The organism is Secundilactobacillus oryzae JCM 18671, assembly GCF_000740055.1.
GTDB lineage: Bacteria > Bacillota > Bacilli > Lactobacillales > Lactobacillaceae > Secundilactobacillus > Secundilactobacillus oryzae.
The window spans coordinates 1-16,369 of record NZ_BBJM01000034.1; the positions used below are offsets into that span (position 1 = coordinate 1).

At 42.6% G+C, this 16,369-nt stretch carries 15 protein-coding genes, 1 tRNA gene and 1 pseudogene; 2 read left to right on the forward strand and 15 right to left on the reverse strand.

Features of this window, described 5'->3' with window-relative positions; all coding sequences use genetic code 11:
* Window positions 1-96: 96 nt before the first annotated feature.
* The 10 genes from smpB to LOSG293_RS08175 form a co-directional block, all read right to left on the reverse strand.
* Entirely contained in the window at window positions 97-570 is a 474-nt protein-coding gene (smpB, locus tag LOSG293_RS08130) for an SsrA-binding protein SmpB (protein ID WP_034529158.1), read from the reverse strand.
* A 33-nt stretch (window positions 571-603) separates the two neighbouring features.
* Entirely contained in the window at window positions 604-2,964 is a 2,361-nt protein-coding gene (gene rnr / locus LOSG293_RS08135; RefSeq protein WP_034529161.1) for a ribonuclease R, read from the reverse strand.
* A gap of 3 nt (window positions 2,965-2,967) precedes the next feature.
* Window positions 2,968-3,723 carry an alpha/beta hydrolase gene (locus LOSG293_RS08140; protein ID WP_034529167.1) on the reverse strand — a complete coding sequence of 252 codons (756 nt, stop codon included), beginning with the start codon at window positions 3,721-3,723 and terminating at the stop codon, window positions 2,968-2,970.
* 70 nt (window positions 3,724-3,793) lie between these two features.
* Window positions 3,794-4,030, reverse strand: a complete 237-nt coding sequence (gene secG / locus LOSG293_RS08145) for a preprotein translocase subunit SecG (RefSeq protein ID WP_034529169.1) — start codon at window positions 4,028-4,030, stop codon at window positions 3,794-3,796.
* Between the two features lie 99 nt (window positions 4,031-4,129).
* Window positions 4,130-5,563: a midas domain-containing protein gene (locus tag LOSG293_RS08150; RefSeq protein ID WP_034529172.1), complete on the reverse strand. Its 1,434-nt coding sequence runs from the start codon at window positions 5,561-5,563 to the stop codon at window positions 4,130-4,132.
* Window positions 5,564-5,627: 64 nt separating this feature from the next.
* Entirely contained in the window at window positions 5,628-6,947 is a 1,320-nt protein-coding gene (eno, locus tag LOSG293_RS08155) for a phosphopyruvate hydratase (RefSeq protein WP_034529175.1), read from the reverse strand.
* Window positions 6,948-7,037: 90 nt separating this feature from the next.
* Window positions 7,038-7,793, reverse strand: coding sequence for a triose-phosphate isomerase (gene tpiA / locus LOSG293_RS08160; protein WP_034529178.1), 756 nt, complete (start codon window positions 7,791-7,793; stop codon window positions 7,038-7,040).
* Window positions 7,794-8,034: 241 nt separating this feature from the next.
* Window positions 8,035-9,237 carry a phosphoglycerate kinase gene (locus LOSG293_RS08165; protein WP_034529180.1) on the reverse strand — a complete coding sequence of 401 codons (1,203 nt, stop codon included), beginning with the start codon at window positions 9,235-9,237 and terminating at the stop codon, window positions 8,035-8,037.
* Window positions 9,238-9,337: 100 nt separating this feature from the next.
* Window positions 9,338-10,351 carry a type I glyceraldehyde-3-phosphate dehydrogenase gene (gap, locus tag LOSG293_RS08170; protein WP_034529182.1) on the reverse strand — a complete coding sequence of 338 codons (1,014 nt, stop codon included), beginning with the start codon at window positions 10,349-10,351 and terminating at the stop codon, window positions 9,338-9,340.
* Window positions 10,352-10,417: 66 nt separating this feature from the next.
* Window positions 10,418-11,446 carry a sugar-binding transcriptional regulator gene (locus LOSG293_RS08175; RefSeq protein WP_034529185.1) on the reverse strand — a complete coding sequence of 343 codons (1,029 nt, stop codon included), beginning with the start codon at window positions 11,444-11,446 and terminating at the stop codon, window positions 10,418-10,420.
* Between the two features lie 231 nt (window positions 11,447-11,677).
* Here LOSG293_RS08175 and LOSG293_RS08180 point away from each other — a divergent pair.
* Together LOSG293_RS08180 and clpP are read left to right on the forward strand one after the other, a co-directional pair.
* A tRNA-Arg gene (locus tag LOSG293_RS08180) sits at window positions 11,678-11,749 on the forward strand.
* A gap of 229 nt (window positions 11,750-11,978) precedes the next feature.
* Window positions 11,979-12,572, forward strand: a complete 594-nt coding sequence (gene clpP / locus LOSG293_RS08185) for an ATP-dependent Clp endopeptidase proteolytic subunit ClpP (RefSeq protein WP_034529188.1) — start codon at window positions 11,979-11,981, stop codon at window positions 12,570-12,572.
* A 48-nt stretch (window positions 12,573-12,620) separates the two neighbouring features.
* Here clpP and whiA read toward each other — a convergent pair whose 3' ends face one another.
* The 5 genes and pseudogenes from whiA to LOSG293_RS08210 form a co-directional block, all read right to left on the reverse strand.
* The gene (gene whiA / locus LOSG293_RS08190) at window positions 12,621-13,562 is read right to left on the reverse strand and encodes a DNA-binding protein WhiA (RefSeq protein WP_034529190.1); all 942 of its coding nucleotides are present in this window, start codon (window positions 13,560-13,562) and stop codon (window positions 12,621-12,623) included.
* A 19-nt stretch (window positions 13,563-13,581) separates the two neighbouring features.
* Window positions 13,582-14,583: a gluconeogenesis morphogenetic factor MgfK gene (mgfK, locus tag LOSG293_RS08195; protein WP_034529193.1), complete on the reverse strand. Its 1,002-nt coding sequence runs from the start codon at window positions 14,581-14,583 to the stop codon at window positions 13,582-13,584.
* Window positions 14,583-15,458 (reverse strand): RNase adapter RapZ, encoded by an 876-nt coding sequence (rapZ, locus tag LOSG293_RS08200; RefSeq protein WP_034529195.1) that lies wholly within the window; start codon window positions 15,456-15,458, stop codon window positions 14,583-14,585. Before rapZ ends, mgfK begins: the two co-directional genes overlap by 1 nt.
* Window positions 15,459-15,599: 141 nt before the next feature.
* Window positions 15,600-16,136, reverse strand: a complete 537-nt coding sequence (locus LOSG293_RS08205) for an HdeD family acid-resistance protein (RefSeq protein WP_034529198.1) — start codon at window positions 16,134-16,136, stop codon at window positions 15,600-15,602.
* Between the two features lie 125 nt (window positions 16,137-16,261).
* Window positions 16,262-16,369 (reverse strand): annotated as a pseudogene (locus LOSG293_RS08210) (IS30 family transposase); the annotation flags it as partial.

A 16,369-nucleotide genomic window follows, 5' to 3' on the forward strand; every position in this document is an offset into this window, starting at 1 on the left:
TTTTTTTATTTTTCATTATATCAAAAAGGCACTACCATCAGTTTTTAAAATCTGACGGTAGTGCCTTTTATTTTGGGACTTATGTCACAGCCCCTTTTAATAATGCTTCATCACTCTTGCAATTTGACGATCTTGCTCACGCTTCTTAATGGTTTCGCGCTTATCATACTCATGCTTACCTTCACCCACACCGAGCAGGACTTTAGCAAATCCCTTTTTCAGATACACTCGTAGAGGCACAATCGTAATCCCCTTGTCCTTGGTCATGTCACCCAGTTTCTTAATTTCCTTCTTATGTAACAACAACTTTCGATTACGTAAGGGGTCATGATTAAATTGGTTTCCTTGATCATACTCACTAATGTGAACATTCATGAGCCAGGCTTCACCATTTCGAATTTGAGCAAAACCATCTTTCAGGTTTAATCGTCTAGCTCGTGCAGACTTAATCTCGGTTCCAGTTAAAACGACACCCGCCTCAACGGTTTCCAAAATATTATAGTCATGACGCGCTTTTTTATTTTGAGCTAGTACATTATCATCGTTTGGTTTCGTCTTTTTCTTTGCCAAATTCGTCACCTCGTTATTAACTGACTAACCGGCTTATTTGCGATGGCCTTGATTTGAATTGTTGCGGTTATTGGAGCGGCCAACATTATTTGGACGTCCACTACCATTACCGCGTTGACCAGAACGTTGTTGTCCATTTGACCGCGATTGATTTGGCCGGTGTGAACCACCGTTACCATCCCGACGAGGGCCACGAGGACGTGATGCCCGTTTTGGCAACAAGTCACTTGTTGGCGTCTCTTCTGGATTAACAATATCAAAATCAACTGCACTCTGTTCCTTATCGACGTTAATGACCTTAACCTTAACGGTCTGACCAATACGGTAAGTCCGTTTAGTATTTCGACCTACTAAAGCTAGATATTGTTCAACGTATTCATAATAATCATCCTGCATCCGGCTAATGTGCACAAGGCCTTCTACAGTATTTTCAAGTTCGATAAACATCCCGAACTTCATAACTGAGCTAATCGTTGCTTCGAATTCCTCACCAACATGATCAGCCATGTATTCTGCTTTCTTCATGGCATCCGTATCACGTTCGGCATCAATTGCACGGCGTTCGTTTTCGGAAGTTTGAGTAGCAATTTCATCAAGGATCCCAGCAAACTTCTTCTTGGACTCTTTGTTTACACCATTATCTTCGTAGTAATGAATCATCCGGTGAACCATCGTATCCGGATAACGTCTGATTGGTGACGTAAAGTGAGTGTAGAACTCGGCACCCAAGCCAAAGTGTCCTAATGATTGGTCAGCATAACGTGCTTGCTTCAAACTCCGTAACATCATGACCGACACAACAGCTTCTTCTGGCTTACCAGCAACCTGCTTTAAAATACCTTGCATAGTCTTAGGACTCAAATGAGCTGGGTCACCCTTAACGTTGATACCAAATGCCGTCAAGAATTCGAAGAATGACTTAATCCGTTCACCATCTGGCGTTTCGTGAACACGGTAAATGAATGGTGCCTTGGCGTGATCGTAGTGCTCTGCAACTGTTTCGTTGGCAGCCAACATAAATGATTCAATCATTCGTTCAGCCAAACCACGAGTGCGAAGCTTAATGTCAATGGCATGGCCATTTTCGTCCACAATGATTTCTGCTTCATGATCATCAAAGTCAATGGCCCCACGGCGCTTACGGTGCTTGTAAAGAATCTTGTGTAACTCACCCATCGTTTCGAACATTGGGACGAGTTCTTCGTATTCGTTACGTGTCTTTTCATCATGTGATTCTAAGATCTGGTTAACTGCCGTGTAAGTCATCCGGGCCTTTGATTTCATGACGCTTGGATGAATTCGGTGGCTGATAACGTTACCTTCAGGATCAATTTCCATTTCACAACTCATACAAAGACGGAGAACGCCTTCGTTAAGTGAACAGATTCCGTTTGAAAGTCGACGAGGCAACATCGGAATCACTCTGTCGGTCAAATAGACGCTGGTACCGCGTTTGAACGCTTCTTGGTCTAACTGTGAACCTTCCTTAACATAATGCGAGACATCGGCAATATGGACGCCTAAATGGTAGTTGCCATTGTCTAGCTTCCAAACCGTCACGGCATCATCCAAGTCTTTCGATGATTCGCCATCAATCGTCACCAAGTTTTGGTCAGTGATATCTTCACGGCCAACTAATTCTTCTTCAGTTACGTGATCAGGAATTGCGTCGGCTTCTTGCAGAACATCCTCTGGGAATTCAGCAGGAATATCATGAGCGTACACAATCTGTAGAATGTCGATTCCAGGATCGTCCACACTACCGATAACTTGTTTGGCAATCCCCACCATTGCTAGCGGATGTTGCGCATTTGGATATTCGGTAATGTCAGCTGTCACGACTTCGCCAGGTGTTGGCTTTAAACCGTTATCAGAAACGTAAAACTTAAACCGTTTCAACTTCTTATCGGTTAGACGAATTTGACCGTAATAGCCGTTATCATCATCTGTCTTTTGGAATTCACCAACAACGTGATCGTAGTGGTGAGCCGTGATCTTAAGAACCTTACCTTCTGGCCCCTTGTCCGAACCAGGAGTGGCCCGTCGAACGATTTCCATTTCCACTTCATCGCCATTTAACGCACTAAGCGTATTGTCTGGCGCGATATAAGCGTCTGGCTCTTCGTCACTATAGGCAATAAAGCCGAAACCTTTATCGTTACCATGGAAGATCCCCGTCAAAACTCGTGTTGCTGGGTTTAATTGAAAACGTCCCGTATCGGTTACGATACTTTGTTTATCACGCTCTAAAGCAGCCATTTCTTGCACAATAAGTTTAAAAGCTGCTGCACCGTGATACTTAAGCGCATCTGAAATATCCTCAACAGAATAACTCTTGTCGGGATTCTTTTGAAGCAAATCAATGATTTGGTTTTTTAAATTATTATCTTGCACTATTTATTCCTCATTACTATAAATTGATTTCAGAAATTGAATTAAATCAACTTCTAATTGTTTGTGGGCACTATTAACTGTAAGGGCATGAGTAGCTTCTTCATAATACTGATATGTCACCTGCGAGTTCACAAGGTGTTGTGCGAGCTTTTGACCACTATCTGGTGCAACCAACTCGTCTTGACCGCCCTGGGCAATGAAGGTCGGTTGGGAAATACTGGACAAATCGACCGTAATTTTAGTCATCAACGCATCGATTGTCGCCAATTGACCGGGAAGTTCAGCTTGAATTAGTTGCCTTCGTTCAGCCTGCACCGCTTCCGACATTGCTTGGGCGTCATATGTCATCTTAGCTAATCGATAAAATTCTGCAGAAATATTAACAAAACTGTCCGCCATGACTGGTGAACTAAATGCGCCACCGCCAACTAATTCCGGAACCTCTTCTAAAGCTTTAATGGCATAGGCACCGCCTAAAGATAAACCGAAGATGCTCAATTCACGGTAGCCTCGCTCAGTCATATAAGCAATGGCATCACGAACATCCTGACGCCATCGATCCGGATTACCTTCTCGGAGAATGTCTAACGGTTCCCCAGTAGCATGCCCAGTGAATTTTGGCGCATAGACAGTAAAGTTTTCGCGCTCCAAGGCTCTGGCAAGCATCCGGACGTCATTCGGTCCACTAGCGTAGGCGTGCAGCAATATGACTGCCCGTGGTCCATGCTCAAATAAAAATGGTGTCTGTGCTTTAAACATTTAAGCCACCCCTTACAGGCAAATATGTATAAAAAACCTCCTGTAATCGAATCACAGGAGGTCCAGCTAGCTAGTGTGAAGATAAATAAACTAATGCGAGTGCATCCACAAAGAAAATAACACCAAGAACAACTGTCACTTTTTGCATGAAAGCCTCGAAGCCTCGTGCCTTTTGTCTTGAGAATAACTCGTCTGCGCCACCACTTAATGCTGACATGGCGTCACTTTGCTTTGCAGGTTGCATCATAACAGCGATGATAATTAATACGCTCACAACGAGCAAAATTGTCATTAATAAATTATACAAAGGAATGCCTCCTAGACATTGCAATAGGTCTGATAACACTGATACTAATCTATCATAAATGCCGGAATAATTCCAGTCTCAACTTTAGGACAAAGCGATTTAGGCCCACTTTTGTTTCCAATGCGTAAAACCACCAAAAATGGAGAGAAGTAGACCCACCATCCCAATGGTGGCTCCAACATGATGAGTATCCTTCTCATCAGTTTGTGGCAATTTAGCAGCTGGTTTCTGTTTCGACGTTGGCTTCGATGAATCATCCACCTCGGAATCTGAGTCTTCTACTGAATCTTGATCATCAGAAGCTGATTTTTCCATTTTATCATGATTCTGGTCATCGTTCTCCTTTGAGGTCACTTCAGCCGAATCCGATTTTTTTAAGTCTGTTGTACCTTCTTCCGGTGTCACTTTTCGAATAGTAGATTGATCCAATTCAGAACGAATTTCTAGTCGCTTCTTATCAGGCGTTTTGATATCTGCTTTATCATCTTTAAGTTGATCTTTTTCTCTTTTTGATTCTTGATTTAAATCATCATCTGTTTGAACACTCTCATCTTGGCTCTTCGCAGAAACGGGCTCATCCGTTTGGCTATCTTCATCAACCGTCTCTTTAGACTCAACGGCCTCAGTTTGAGTGCTTTGATCACTGATCTCAACAGACTTGGATTCTTCGGTCTGTGTACTACCTTCACTAGTTTCCACCGGCTTAGTTTCATCAGTCTGAGCGCCTTCATCATTCGTTTCAACGGTTTTCACTTCAGATGTTTCCGTACTATCATCAGTGGTCTCAATCGGCTGAATGGTCTCTGTTTGACTCCCACTCTCACTGGATTTAGCTTCATCCGTTTGGGTACCTGCTGTCTCACTGGTTTCCTCGGAAGTTGCAGTATTTTCATCCTTGGACGATGTGCCTGTATCAGTGGATTGGTCCCCCGGCTGATTATCCGAGTCATTCTTCGCTTTATCTGTATTATCATCGGATTTCGTTGGCGTATCTGGTTGTTGGGTCAAACTTTGATACTTCAGCAAAATAACTTGGTCTAAACTTGAAATTGACCCTTGAGTGTCGTCTGGATTCAATAACTTGTATCCAGCTAACTGAAGCTCCCCCAGCTCTTCAACATTATACTTACCACCAATCGTTCCATTGCTAAACTTAGTCATTGGCAATAAATCATCATTAGCAACCAAACCATCATTTTGAACTAGTCGATACTTAACTGTAGGAAGAGCTGGTGCTGCATCATAATACTGCGTGTACACGGCATTATTTCCCATACCCGAACTCACAAAAATTTGTTTTGACTTAGCTGTGTAGCCCTTAAAATCGCCAAATGGGGCTGGTGAGGACCCCTCTGGCAAATCACGCTCTACTGAGTCAAGTTGAATATTGGTTTTCGAGCCGTCCGTATTGATAACGCGGCCTATCGCATTGATTGTTACATGATACGTTTCTTCCGCTTGCACCTGTTTCGTTAATAGAGACACCGCACAAACGCTGACAGCTAAAGCTGCTATTACTTTAATTTTTTTCACAAAAAAACCTCCTTCATATCTTTTAAATACGAAGGAGGTCTGAAAAGTAATTAAATTAAATTAATTACTTTGCTTGGATTGCGTCACGAGCTTGGTCACTCAAGTTGTAGAATGAGTGGATACCCTTGTATTCGCCTACAAGGCCAAGTTGATCTTCAATTCTGATTAATTGGTTGTACTTAGCGATACGTTCGCCACGGCTCATTGAACCAGTCTTAATTTGACCAGCGTTCAATGCAACAACTAAGTCAGCGATAGTTGTATCTTCAGTTTCACCTGAACGGTGAGAGATAACTGCAGTGTAACCAGCTTGTTTAGCCATTTCAACAGCTTCAACAGTTTCAGTTAAAGTACCGATTTGGTTAAGCTTGATTAAGATTGAGTTACCAACGCCCATCTTGATACCCTTTGCAAGGTAGTCAGTGTTTGTAACGAACAAGTCGTCACCAACGAGTTGAACTTTCTTGCCAAGACGTTCAGTGGCTTTTTGCCAGTCTTCCCATTCGTTTTCATCCAAAGGATCTTCGATTGAAACAACTGGGTACTTGTCAACGATGCTTTCAAGTAATGAAACGAATTCGTCAGCTGTGTATGACTTGCCGTCACCAACTAAGTCATAAGTCTTAGTGTCAGCGTTGTAGAATTCTGAAGAAGCACAGTCAAAGGCGATAGCAACATCCTTACCAGGCTTGTAACCAGCTTTTTCGATGGCTTCAACGAGGATTTCGAATGGTTCTTCGTTGTTCTTAAGGTCAGGAGCAAATCCACCTTCATCACCAACAGCAGTTGAGTAACCGCGTTCGTTTAAGATAGCCTTCAAGCTGTGGAATGTTTCTGCACCCATACGGATGGCTTCCTTAACAGTAGGAGCGCCAACAGGCATGATCATGAATTCTTGGAAATCAACCTTGTTGTTAGCGTGCTTACCACCATTGATAACGTTCATCATTGGAGTTGGTAATACGTGGCCATTGAAACCGCCAAGGTAGTTGTATAGTGGTGTTTCTAATTCATCAGCGGCTGCACGAGCGGCTGCAAGTGAAACACCCAAAATTGCGTTTGCACCGAGCTTACCCTTGTTAGGCGTACCATCAAGCTTGATCATGGCTTTATCGATAGCAACTTGGTCAGTTACGTCGTAGCCCACAATTTCTTTTGCGATAATGTTGTTAACATTATCAACGGCTTTTTGAACACCCTTACCGCCGAAACGATCTTTGTCACCGTCGCGTAATTCAACGGCTTCATGTTCACCAGTTGATGCACCAGAAGGCACGATTCCGCGACCCATGGCACCTGCTTCAGTATATAATTCGACTTCAACGGTCGGATTGCCTCGTGAGTCTAAGACTTCACGAGCATAAATATCAGAAATAATTGACATTATATTCTCTCCTTATGATTTATTGCCTAACGGGAAACTTCCCGCCTACCATTTTATAAGTTTACTGCTGAACTTGCAATTATATTTTCGTTAATTTTTGTATTGAGTTAATTGAAGGAAGGTTTCTTCCTTCAAACTGGCCCCGCCTGCCAAAACACCATCGATGTTATCCTTGGCCATTAACCCCTTCACGTTATCTGGATTAACGCTGCCACCATATAAGACGCGAACCTGGTTAGCAATTTCATCGCTATAGAGATCCGCCACAGTTTGGCGAATTAAGTAGCAACCTTCCTCAGCTTGATCAAACGAAGCAGATTTGCCACTACCAATCGCCCAACTAGGTTCATAGGCAATGACTAATTTTTTTGCTTCATCGTCACTAATACCTTTGAGTGCAGCCGTCACCTGGCTAACTACCCAGTGGACGTGTTCCCCTGATTCGCGCCGACCCATGGTTTCATCACAACACAATATCGGGACCATGGCATTATTATAAACGGCATGGACTTTACGGTTAATAATGTCATCAGTTTCGTTAAAATAACGACGTCGTTCAGAATGACCAATAATAACATAATGTAAGCCCATATCTTTCAGCGCCATTGGACTTGTCTCGCCCGTATAAGCACCTTCATTTTCGTAATAACAATTCTCGGCAGCCACTTGGAGTCGTCCGCCACTATTAGCATCAATCATCGGCTGCAATAAAATAGCAGGTGCCGCGATCGCTGTTTCGACCTCAGAAGGATCTGGAAGCTGATCTGTCACTTGTTTGGTGAACGTCACTGCCTCCGTCACCGTTTTATTCATTTTCCAATTGCCAGCAATAAGTGGTATCCGCACGCTATAACTTCCTTTCACAAGAAAATTTACTACTGTGCCCATTCTACCGAAAACTATTTATTTAATCCAGTCTTAAAACCAGGTATACCAAAATAATTTTTAATTCTCAAAAAATCTTAATATAATCCTTTTTTAGTCGATAAATTTTGTTGTTTTTTAGGTAGTCCAATTTAAAAATAGTATGTCACCACTCGACTAACAAAAAGAACCCACAGGCAAAAAGCCCGCAGGTTCCTCGTTGTTATTTGTCTGAAATTGCAGCAATACCTGGTAATGTCTTACCTTCGAGGTATTCAAGTGAAGCACCGCCACCAGTTGAAATATGAGTCAATTGGTCAGCAACGCCTAATTGTTGAACGGCTGCAGTTGAATCACCACCACCAACGATTGTGGTTGCAGTGCTCAAAGTACCAAGGAACTTACCGATTTCCAAAGTTCCTTCAGCATAGTTACTCATTTCGAACACACCCATTGGGCCGTTCCAAACAACTAACTTAGCATCCTTCAAAACAGCTTCAAAGTCAGCAACTGACTTAGGTCCAATATCAAGGGCCATGTAACCATCAGGAATGTCGCCTTCAACTGTCTTGTTAGGAACATCGTTAGAGAACTTTTCAGCAACGATAGAATCAACAGGAAGAACTAGCTTGTCGCCAGCCTTGTCCATGATTTGCTTTGCCAAATCAATCTTGTCTTCTTCAACAAGTGAGTTACCAATCTTCATGCCCTTAGCAGCGTAGAATGTGTAAGTCATCCCACCACCGATAATAACTTTATCAGCTTTATCGAGTAAGTTATCGATAACACCGATTTTATCAGAAACCTTTGCACCACCAAGAATGGCAACAAATGGGTGTTCTGGCGTTGAAACGGCACCACCGATAAACTTGATTTCTTTTTCCATCAAGAAGCCGGCAGCAGTTTGGGCCATGTTAGAAGCAATTCCAACGTTTGAAGCGTGACTACGGTGAGCAGTTCCGAAAGCATCGTTAACAAAAACGTCACCTAATGATGCCCAGTACTTGCCTAATTCTGGATCGTTACCAGATTCACGCTTAACGTATTCACCATCTTTAACATCTTCGAAACGAGTGTTTTCAACGACTAAAACATCGCCATCACTCATGCCATCAATGGCATCTTCGAGTTGCTTGCCTTCAGTAGCTGGCACAAACGTAACAGGCTTGTTTAAAAGGTTTGAAAGTCTTTCAGCAACTGGACGCATTGAAAGATCCTTCTTGTCTTCTTCCTTCTTGATCCGGCCAAGATGAGAGAACAAGACAGCCTTGCCACCATGTTCGATAACGTAGTTGATTGTTGGCAATGCAGCCACAATCCGGTTGTCGTTACCGATAACGCCGCCCTTAATAGGCACGTTAAAATCGACACGCATTAATACTTTTTTACCTTGTAACTCTAAATCAGAAACAGTTAATTTAGCCAATTTAGAAACCTCCAGTGACTAGTAATTTTGGTTATGAAGCAAAAAAGTGGAGGAGCAACCTCCCCCACCTCTTTTCAAATTTGATGTGCTAATTATTTAATTAAAGCGTAGCAAACTTGATTAAAGTACGAACCATGTTGCAAGTGAAGCCCCATTCGTTATCGTACCAAGCAACAGTCTTAACTAATTGAGTGTCACCACTAGTTGTAACTTCAGTTTGAGTTGGGTCGAATACTGAACCGTGGTCGTCACCAATAATATCTGATGATACGATTTCGTCTTCGTTCCAGCCGTAAGCTTCGTTGTTTTCAGTGTGCTTCTTCATAGCTGAGTTGATTTCGTCAGCAGTCACGTTTGACTTCTTAAGAACAGTAACCAATTCAGTTAATGAACCATCGACAACAGCAACACGTTGTGCGTGGCCTTGTAACTTACCTTGAAGTTCAGGGATAACGATACCAATAGCCTTAGCAGCACCAGTTGAGTGAGGAATCGTGTTAACAGATGCAGTACGGTTGTTACGCATCTTCTTACCGCGAGGTCCATCAAGAATTTGTTGAGTTGAAGTGAAGGCATGGATAGTAGTCATTGTACCGGCTTCGATACCAAAGTCTTCGTTCAAGAAGTAAGCCATTGGTGCAAGACAGTTAGTTGTACATGAACCAGCAGAAACGATCTTGTCGCCGGCTTCCAAAGTATCCAAGTTAACACCTGGAACAACAGTACGAACATCACCAGCAGGAGCTGAAACAAGAACACGCTTTACACCTGCATCCAAGTGAGCTTGTGACTTTTCAGCTGAAGTGTAGAATCCAGTACATTCAAGAACGTAGTCAACACCATCGTTCTTAACCCATGGAATGTCTTGAGCTTTTGGCTCTGCATATACAGGGTATTCCTTGCCATCAACTACGATAGCTGAATCCGTTGATGAAACTTCACCAGGGAAACGACCATGAGTTGAGTCATATTTTAATAAGTAAGCCAACATTGAAGGGGTTGTTAAATCGTTGATAGCAACAACTTCGATATCGCTTGAGTTAAGTTGGTGGATACGCTTGAATGCCAAACGGCCAATACGTCCAAAACCATTGATACCAATCTTTACAGTCATACTAAGATTTCCTCCTTAGGAAGTTAGAAAATATTATTTTAAATAAGTAACACAAAAGTTATAGTATCACTTTTTTAAAATCATGTCAGCTGCTCCTTCGTCAGTAATTAACCAAGTCTGCTTAGGAGCAATTTTTGCGTATGCCTGAATGGCGGCGGCTTTAAGACTTCCGCCGGCTACGGCAAGTACAAAATCCTTTTTTGCGAGATCTTCAAGTTGGAGACCAATTCTGGGTAATTTATAAACAACGTTGCCATCTTCATCAAAGAAATAGCCAAACGCTTCCCCAACTGCTCGCTTCTTTTTCAACGTTTGAATCAACGTTTGCGACATTTGTCGTCGCTCAGCCATCTGAATTGCTTCCCCGATACCGTGAATTGCCACATTACTCGACTTAATCAAGTCTAAAATGTCACTAATTGCTGGATCGGATTGCAAAGACGCAATGGCCTCCTTACTAATAGACTCCGGGATAAATAAGGAACGAAACTTGCTACCTGTTTGTTCGGCCATCTTGGCACTAACCGCATTAGCCTGTAGCGCAGGTGCCTCACCAATCCCACCTCGAGCTGGTACGAACGTCAGCTGTCGGTTCTTCGTCAGCGCCTGAGTCATCTGTTGTGCAACACTGACCATTGTCGAACCACCCATCACCGCAATGATGGATTCGCCTTCAGGTAGTTGGTCCAACAACACCGATTCAGCTGTCTTTCCCATTGTCTCAAGAACATCCTGACTCTCGTCAGAGTTACCTGGTACAATCGTGCAGCACTGGATACCTAGCACCCGCTGAAGTTGTTCAGCACGCTGTTGTCGTCCAAGTAGCTTATCAATAGTAGGTTTAAGTTCCTTCAACAGGCGACTGCCTGAACTCGTGAGTTGCATCCCCACCTTATCAATGGAAACCAGGTTCAAATCCTTCAGATTCTCCGTCTCGGTCCGCATGCTGCGTTCCGACAACGCCATCTTGTCAGCTAAGGTACGTCGTCCAACCGGTTGCAATTGAGCAATTGCTTCTAATAGCAAGTAGCGACTAATGAGCTTTTCTTGTAAATCTGGAACAATTTTATTAATCCAATGCCACTCGTTATTCAAGATTTCAACTCCTACCGTGGGACGACATGCGACCACCCGTGCCTAAAAGTGACCCATCGTAACCAAAAAAATAAGGTGCCGCTTTCGAACATTCTTAGACTCAATGCTCGCCTACTATATTAGCGCGTGACACCATTTTCGTCAAATAACTTTAATCGAAAATTGATTCCAATCAATCTTGAATTTTTATCCATAATCGGTTATAGTAACTAAGTTAGCAAAAACGTTGCTGCGCCCGTAGTGTAATGGATCGCACGTAAGATTCCGGTTCTTGAAATGGGGGTTCGATTCCCTCCGGGCGCATAAAAGACTTCATGGTCAAACAATTCAAAGCAGACTAGCGAAACTCAATCGCTAGTCTTTTTTATTTCTCTGATACAATTCTTTGCTTTTAAGCCAGTAATATCAGATAATAAAACCTGGAATTAGCGGGAGAACGTTTCGTTTGACCTTTTTTGACCATAGGTTTAAACTACTTTATATTAGTTAAATAAGACTAATTCTTTTATGTTAATAAGGAGGCTACAACATTATGAACTTAGTCCCAACAGTTATCGAGCAGTCGTCTCGTGGCGAACGTGCTTACGATATTTACTCAAGACTATTAAAGGACCGCATCATCATGCTTTCAGGTCCTATTGAAGATGACATGGCTAACTCCATCATCTCCCAATTACTCTTCTTGGATGCCCAAGACTCAGAAAAAGACATCTACCTTTACATCAACTCTCCTGGTGGTGTTGTTACCTCAGGTTTAGCTATTTACGATACTATGAACTTCATTCAAGCTGACGTTCAAACCATCGTAATGGGAATGGCTGCATCAATGGCCAGCGTATTAGCTACTTCAGGTGCTAAGGGCAAGCGATTCGCCTTACCTCACTCTGAAATCATGATTCACCAACCATCTGGTGGTGCACAAGGTCAACAAACTGAAATTGAGATTGCTGCGATCGAAATCTTGAAGACAAGAAAGATCATCAACGAAATTCTTGCCGAAAGTACCGGTCAATCAATCGAAACAATCAACCATGATACTGAGCGTGACAATTACTTGACCGCTCAAGAAGCATTGGACTACGGTTTGATTGATTCAATCATGTCAAGCAGCAAAGAACGTAAATAAGCTGTAAATTAAAGGACCTAAGCGATGAACGTCGCTTAGGTCCTTTTTCTATGCGCTCATTTCACGCTCTTTTAATTCGTTGGCAAATTCGGTAATCTTCTTCAAACGGTGATTGATGCCTGATTTTGAAATCACCCCGCTCGGAATTAGATTAGCTAATTCTTTCAAACTAACTTCCCGATTCGTAAGTCGCACTTCTGCCACTTCTCTTAGTTTAGGTGGTAACTGATCCAGCCCAACCGTTGCCTGGATGTACTCAATATTTTCAATTTGCTGACTTGATGCGTTAGCAATCTTGTCCATATTGGCATTTTCGCAGTTCACTAACCGATTAACGGAATTACGCATGTCACGCATGATTCGAATATCTTCAAATTTGAGCATCGACTGTGTTGCGCCAATCAAGGATAGAAAATCAGCAATTTTTTCACCTTCCTTAAGGTAGGTAATATAGCCACTCCGTCGATTGGTATTCCGAGCATTTAAGCCGTACCGGTTCATCATGTCGGTAATCATTTGGTTATGCTCTTCATAAATTGAATAAATTTCCAAATGGTATCGAGAAGTTTCTGGATTGTTGACCGATCCCCCGGCCAAAAAGGCGCCCCGCAAGTATGACCGCACTTGGGCGTCATCCTTGAGTAATTCTGGTGGCACCGTTTCGGTGATTTGCAAACCGTCAAAAATCGACAAATCATCTAGCATTTCCATGTTACCGCTCTTAACACGCACGATGTATAGGTTATTTTTCTTTAACTTCATCTTCTTGCGGACAATCAGTTCGCTTTCCAATTCATAAAACTGCTTGAGCAGTTGATAAATGCGACGAGAAATTGCCGGATTTTCCGTTTGAATGTTCAACACAAATTTGTGGTTTTGCAAAGTCAACGACCCATTCATCCGAATGAGAGCCATTAATTCTGCTTTAGCATTTTCACGGTGAACTGACAGTGTTGTCAGCTCTTTTTTTACTTCACTTGCATATGACAAGTTCTCACCTCCAGACAGTTTAACGCCAACTTGGTTGACCCAATAAGTTGATTAATTCAGCAGTTACGTGGTCACCGTTATGGAAGACCCCGTTATCGCGTAACTCTAGAAAATCGTCGGAAATAACCCGGCAACCTTGTGCTTGAAGTGCCTTAAAATCATGTGCAACTTCTTTAGAAACTTCATTCCAGCGCTGGTGATCGATATAATCGGTTGGCACCTTCTTCGTGTTCACCAAAACTGTATCCACAAAATTATCGTTCAAATGTTCATGCAAAACCCGAATGTGATCAGCGTCCGTAAAGTTTTCGGTCTCACCTTTTTGCGTCATGATGTTACAAATATAAATTACTTCCGCTTTAGTGGCCTTAACCGCCTCGCCCACGTTTGCAATCATCAAGTTAGGCAAAATACTAGTAAATAAGCTACCCGGTCCTAAGACGATTTGGTCTGCTTCCATGATGGCATCCACGACTTGTTGTACAGCTTCTGGCTGTTGGCCCCCATGATTACTTGAAGTCACCCAAACCCGCTTAATTAGCTTGTTAGCTGCGGAAATTTCGGACTCCCCAGTCAACTGACTACCATCGTCAAATTCCGCATTTAATTCCAATGGTTCATCCGAAGCCGGAAAGACTTGGCCTTCAATTCGCATCATATTCGATAGTTCCTGCACCGCATCAAAAATACCGGACTTCATCTCTGACAATGCGGCAATAATTAAATTACCAATCGCGTGTCCCGCAAAGAATTGATCCTGACTATTAAAACGATACTGAAAAATATCCAAGTACAACTGAGGTAACTTAGATAAGGCCGCCATGACGTTTCGGATATCGCCAGGTGGCACCACATTGACATAATTTCTAATAATTCCAGACGAACCACCGTCATCAGCGACGGTGACCACCGCCGTGATGTCGACGGCTTTGTCCCTTAGGCTTTTTAAAATGACGGGCAAGCCAGTTCCACCGCCGATTACGACGATTTTTGGCCGGTGCCCTTTACTTCCGTTCAACATTAGTGACTGATGCCCCCCTGGCTCCGTGCCATGTCACGATGCGTGATGTGCACGGGATAATCATTTCCCAGCGCTTCAGATAGGCGTTCGACTAAGGAAACGGACCGATGTTGGCCACCAGTACAGCCCACCGCGATGGTTAGACTGGACTTCCCTTCTTTTTGGTAACCAGGCATCATGAATTTCAGTAACCCAAGAAAACGATCATAAAATTCGGTCGTTTCTGGCTGAGCCATGACGTAGTCGTACACGGGCTTATCCTTCCCAGTTTTAGCGCGTAATTCGGGAATGTAATACGGATTCGGTAGAAAACGCACATCCATCACGATGTCGGCATCAATCGGAACCCCATATTTGAAGCCAAACGACATCATTTCAATATGGAATGACTTATCTTCGCTAACTTCGAATAGTTGAAACATTTCTTCTCTTAATTGTTTAGGTGATAAATTAGTAGTGTCAATTACCTTATCGGCAGATCGACGCACTTCAGTGAGAAGTTCGCGCTCCTTTTGAATACCTTCCAAGATTCGACCATTTCGGGCCAGCGGATGAGCACGCCGCGTTTCTTTGTAGCGGGAAACGAGTTCTTCATCTGACGCATCCAGAAAAATAATTCGCGCATTATTATTATTCGAAAGATCCCCCAAGGTATTAATGACGTCCGCATAAAAGGCCCTTGATCTCAAGTCAATTGCCAGCGCGACTTTATTGAGTTTGTCCGATTCCTTGACCAATTCAAGAAACTTAGGCAAAAGCGATGGCGGTAAGTTATCAATGTTAAAGAAACCAAGATCTTCAAGCGATCGCATGGCGACTGTTTTACCAGCCCCACTCATTCCAGTAATAATAATTAATTGAAAGTCATTTGCCATAATTTAGCCCCAATTTTTTTGAATAGTTTGAAATCAGAATTTAGACACTCCAAACACTATAACATACCTGGTGTTTCATTTACAGTAAATGCCGATAATAAAAGCCTTGACCCTATACGGCCAAGGCTTCAAAAATTTTATTTAACGACGGGCAAACGCCACTAAAATGGCATTAACACCAAAAATCAAGAGATAAGCCACAATCATAAAGTTGATTGAAAGAACAGCTACCCAAGGATGGATGAAAACCAAAATTCCGGCGACGAGACCCAGAATATTTAGAATCAGAGAAATCCAATAAAAACTACTCCGCTGACGAATGTGGCTAATCACCAGCAATCGTTCAACCGAATCAAAGATGAACCAAAGGCCAAATAAATAACCCAATGTGACAATGGCACTTTGATAATCAAATAGGAAAACGAGACCAATTAGAATATCTAAAATTCCAATAATCAACGCCACAATTGCTCGGCCGTTGACATAATCTCGTAATTTTGTGTAAGCAGCAAGCGTGGTCAACCCACTCAAAATTGCCATCACCGCCATTAAGAATGCGAGAACAATTGCACTAACCTTTGGTGCGCTTAATAATGCGAACGCCGCAACAATGAATAGGACTCCGGTAATGAATTCATGCCAGTCAAATCCCCAAGATCTTCGATTAAATTCAAACAAGTTTAACGCCCTCTTTCGGGTATATTTTAAAAAACTATTCTCATGTTAATCGTTATGCTCAAGTTTCACAAGGTTTTCTTCCTATTTCTCATTAAATTTTGAATACTGTTTGGCAAATTACAAGTTTAATCCGAACAAGCCCGGAATCTTTCAATGGCAGTCTGTTGATGATGTATTTTTAATGGTCGTTGATTAATTAGTTCAAGTGCTGCTAGGATCTCATCAGTCGTTAC

Coding starts and splice junctions, on each gene's coding strand:
- LOSG293_RS08140 (WP_034529167.1), bottom strand. CDS start 3,723: ATGTTTAAAGCACAGACACCATTTTTATTTGAGCATGGACCACGGGCA.
- eno (WP_034529175.1), bottom strand. CDS start 6,947: ATGTCAATTATTTCTGATATTTATGCTCGTGAAGTCTTAGACTCACGA.
- gap (WP_034529182.1), bottom strand. CDS start 10,351: ATGACTGTAAAGATTGGTATCAATGGTTTTGGACGTATTGGCCGTTTG.
- clpP (WP_034529188.1), top strand. CDS start 11,979: ATGAACTTAGTCCCAACAGTTATCGAGCAGTCGTCTCGTGGCGAACGT.
- mgfK (WP_034529193.1), bottom strand. CDS start 14,583: ATGTTGAACGGAAGTAAAGGGCACCGGCCAAAAATCGTCGTAATCGGC.
- rapZ (WP_034529195.1), bottom strand. CDS start 15,458: ATGGCAAATGACTTTCAATTAATTATTATTACTGGAATGAGTGGGGCT.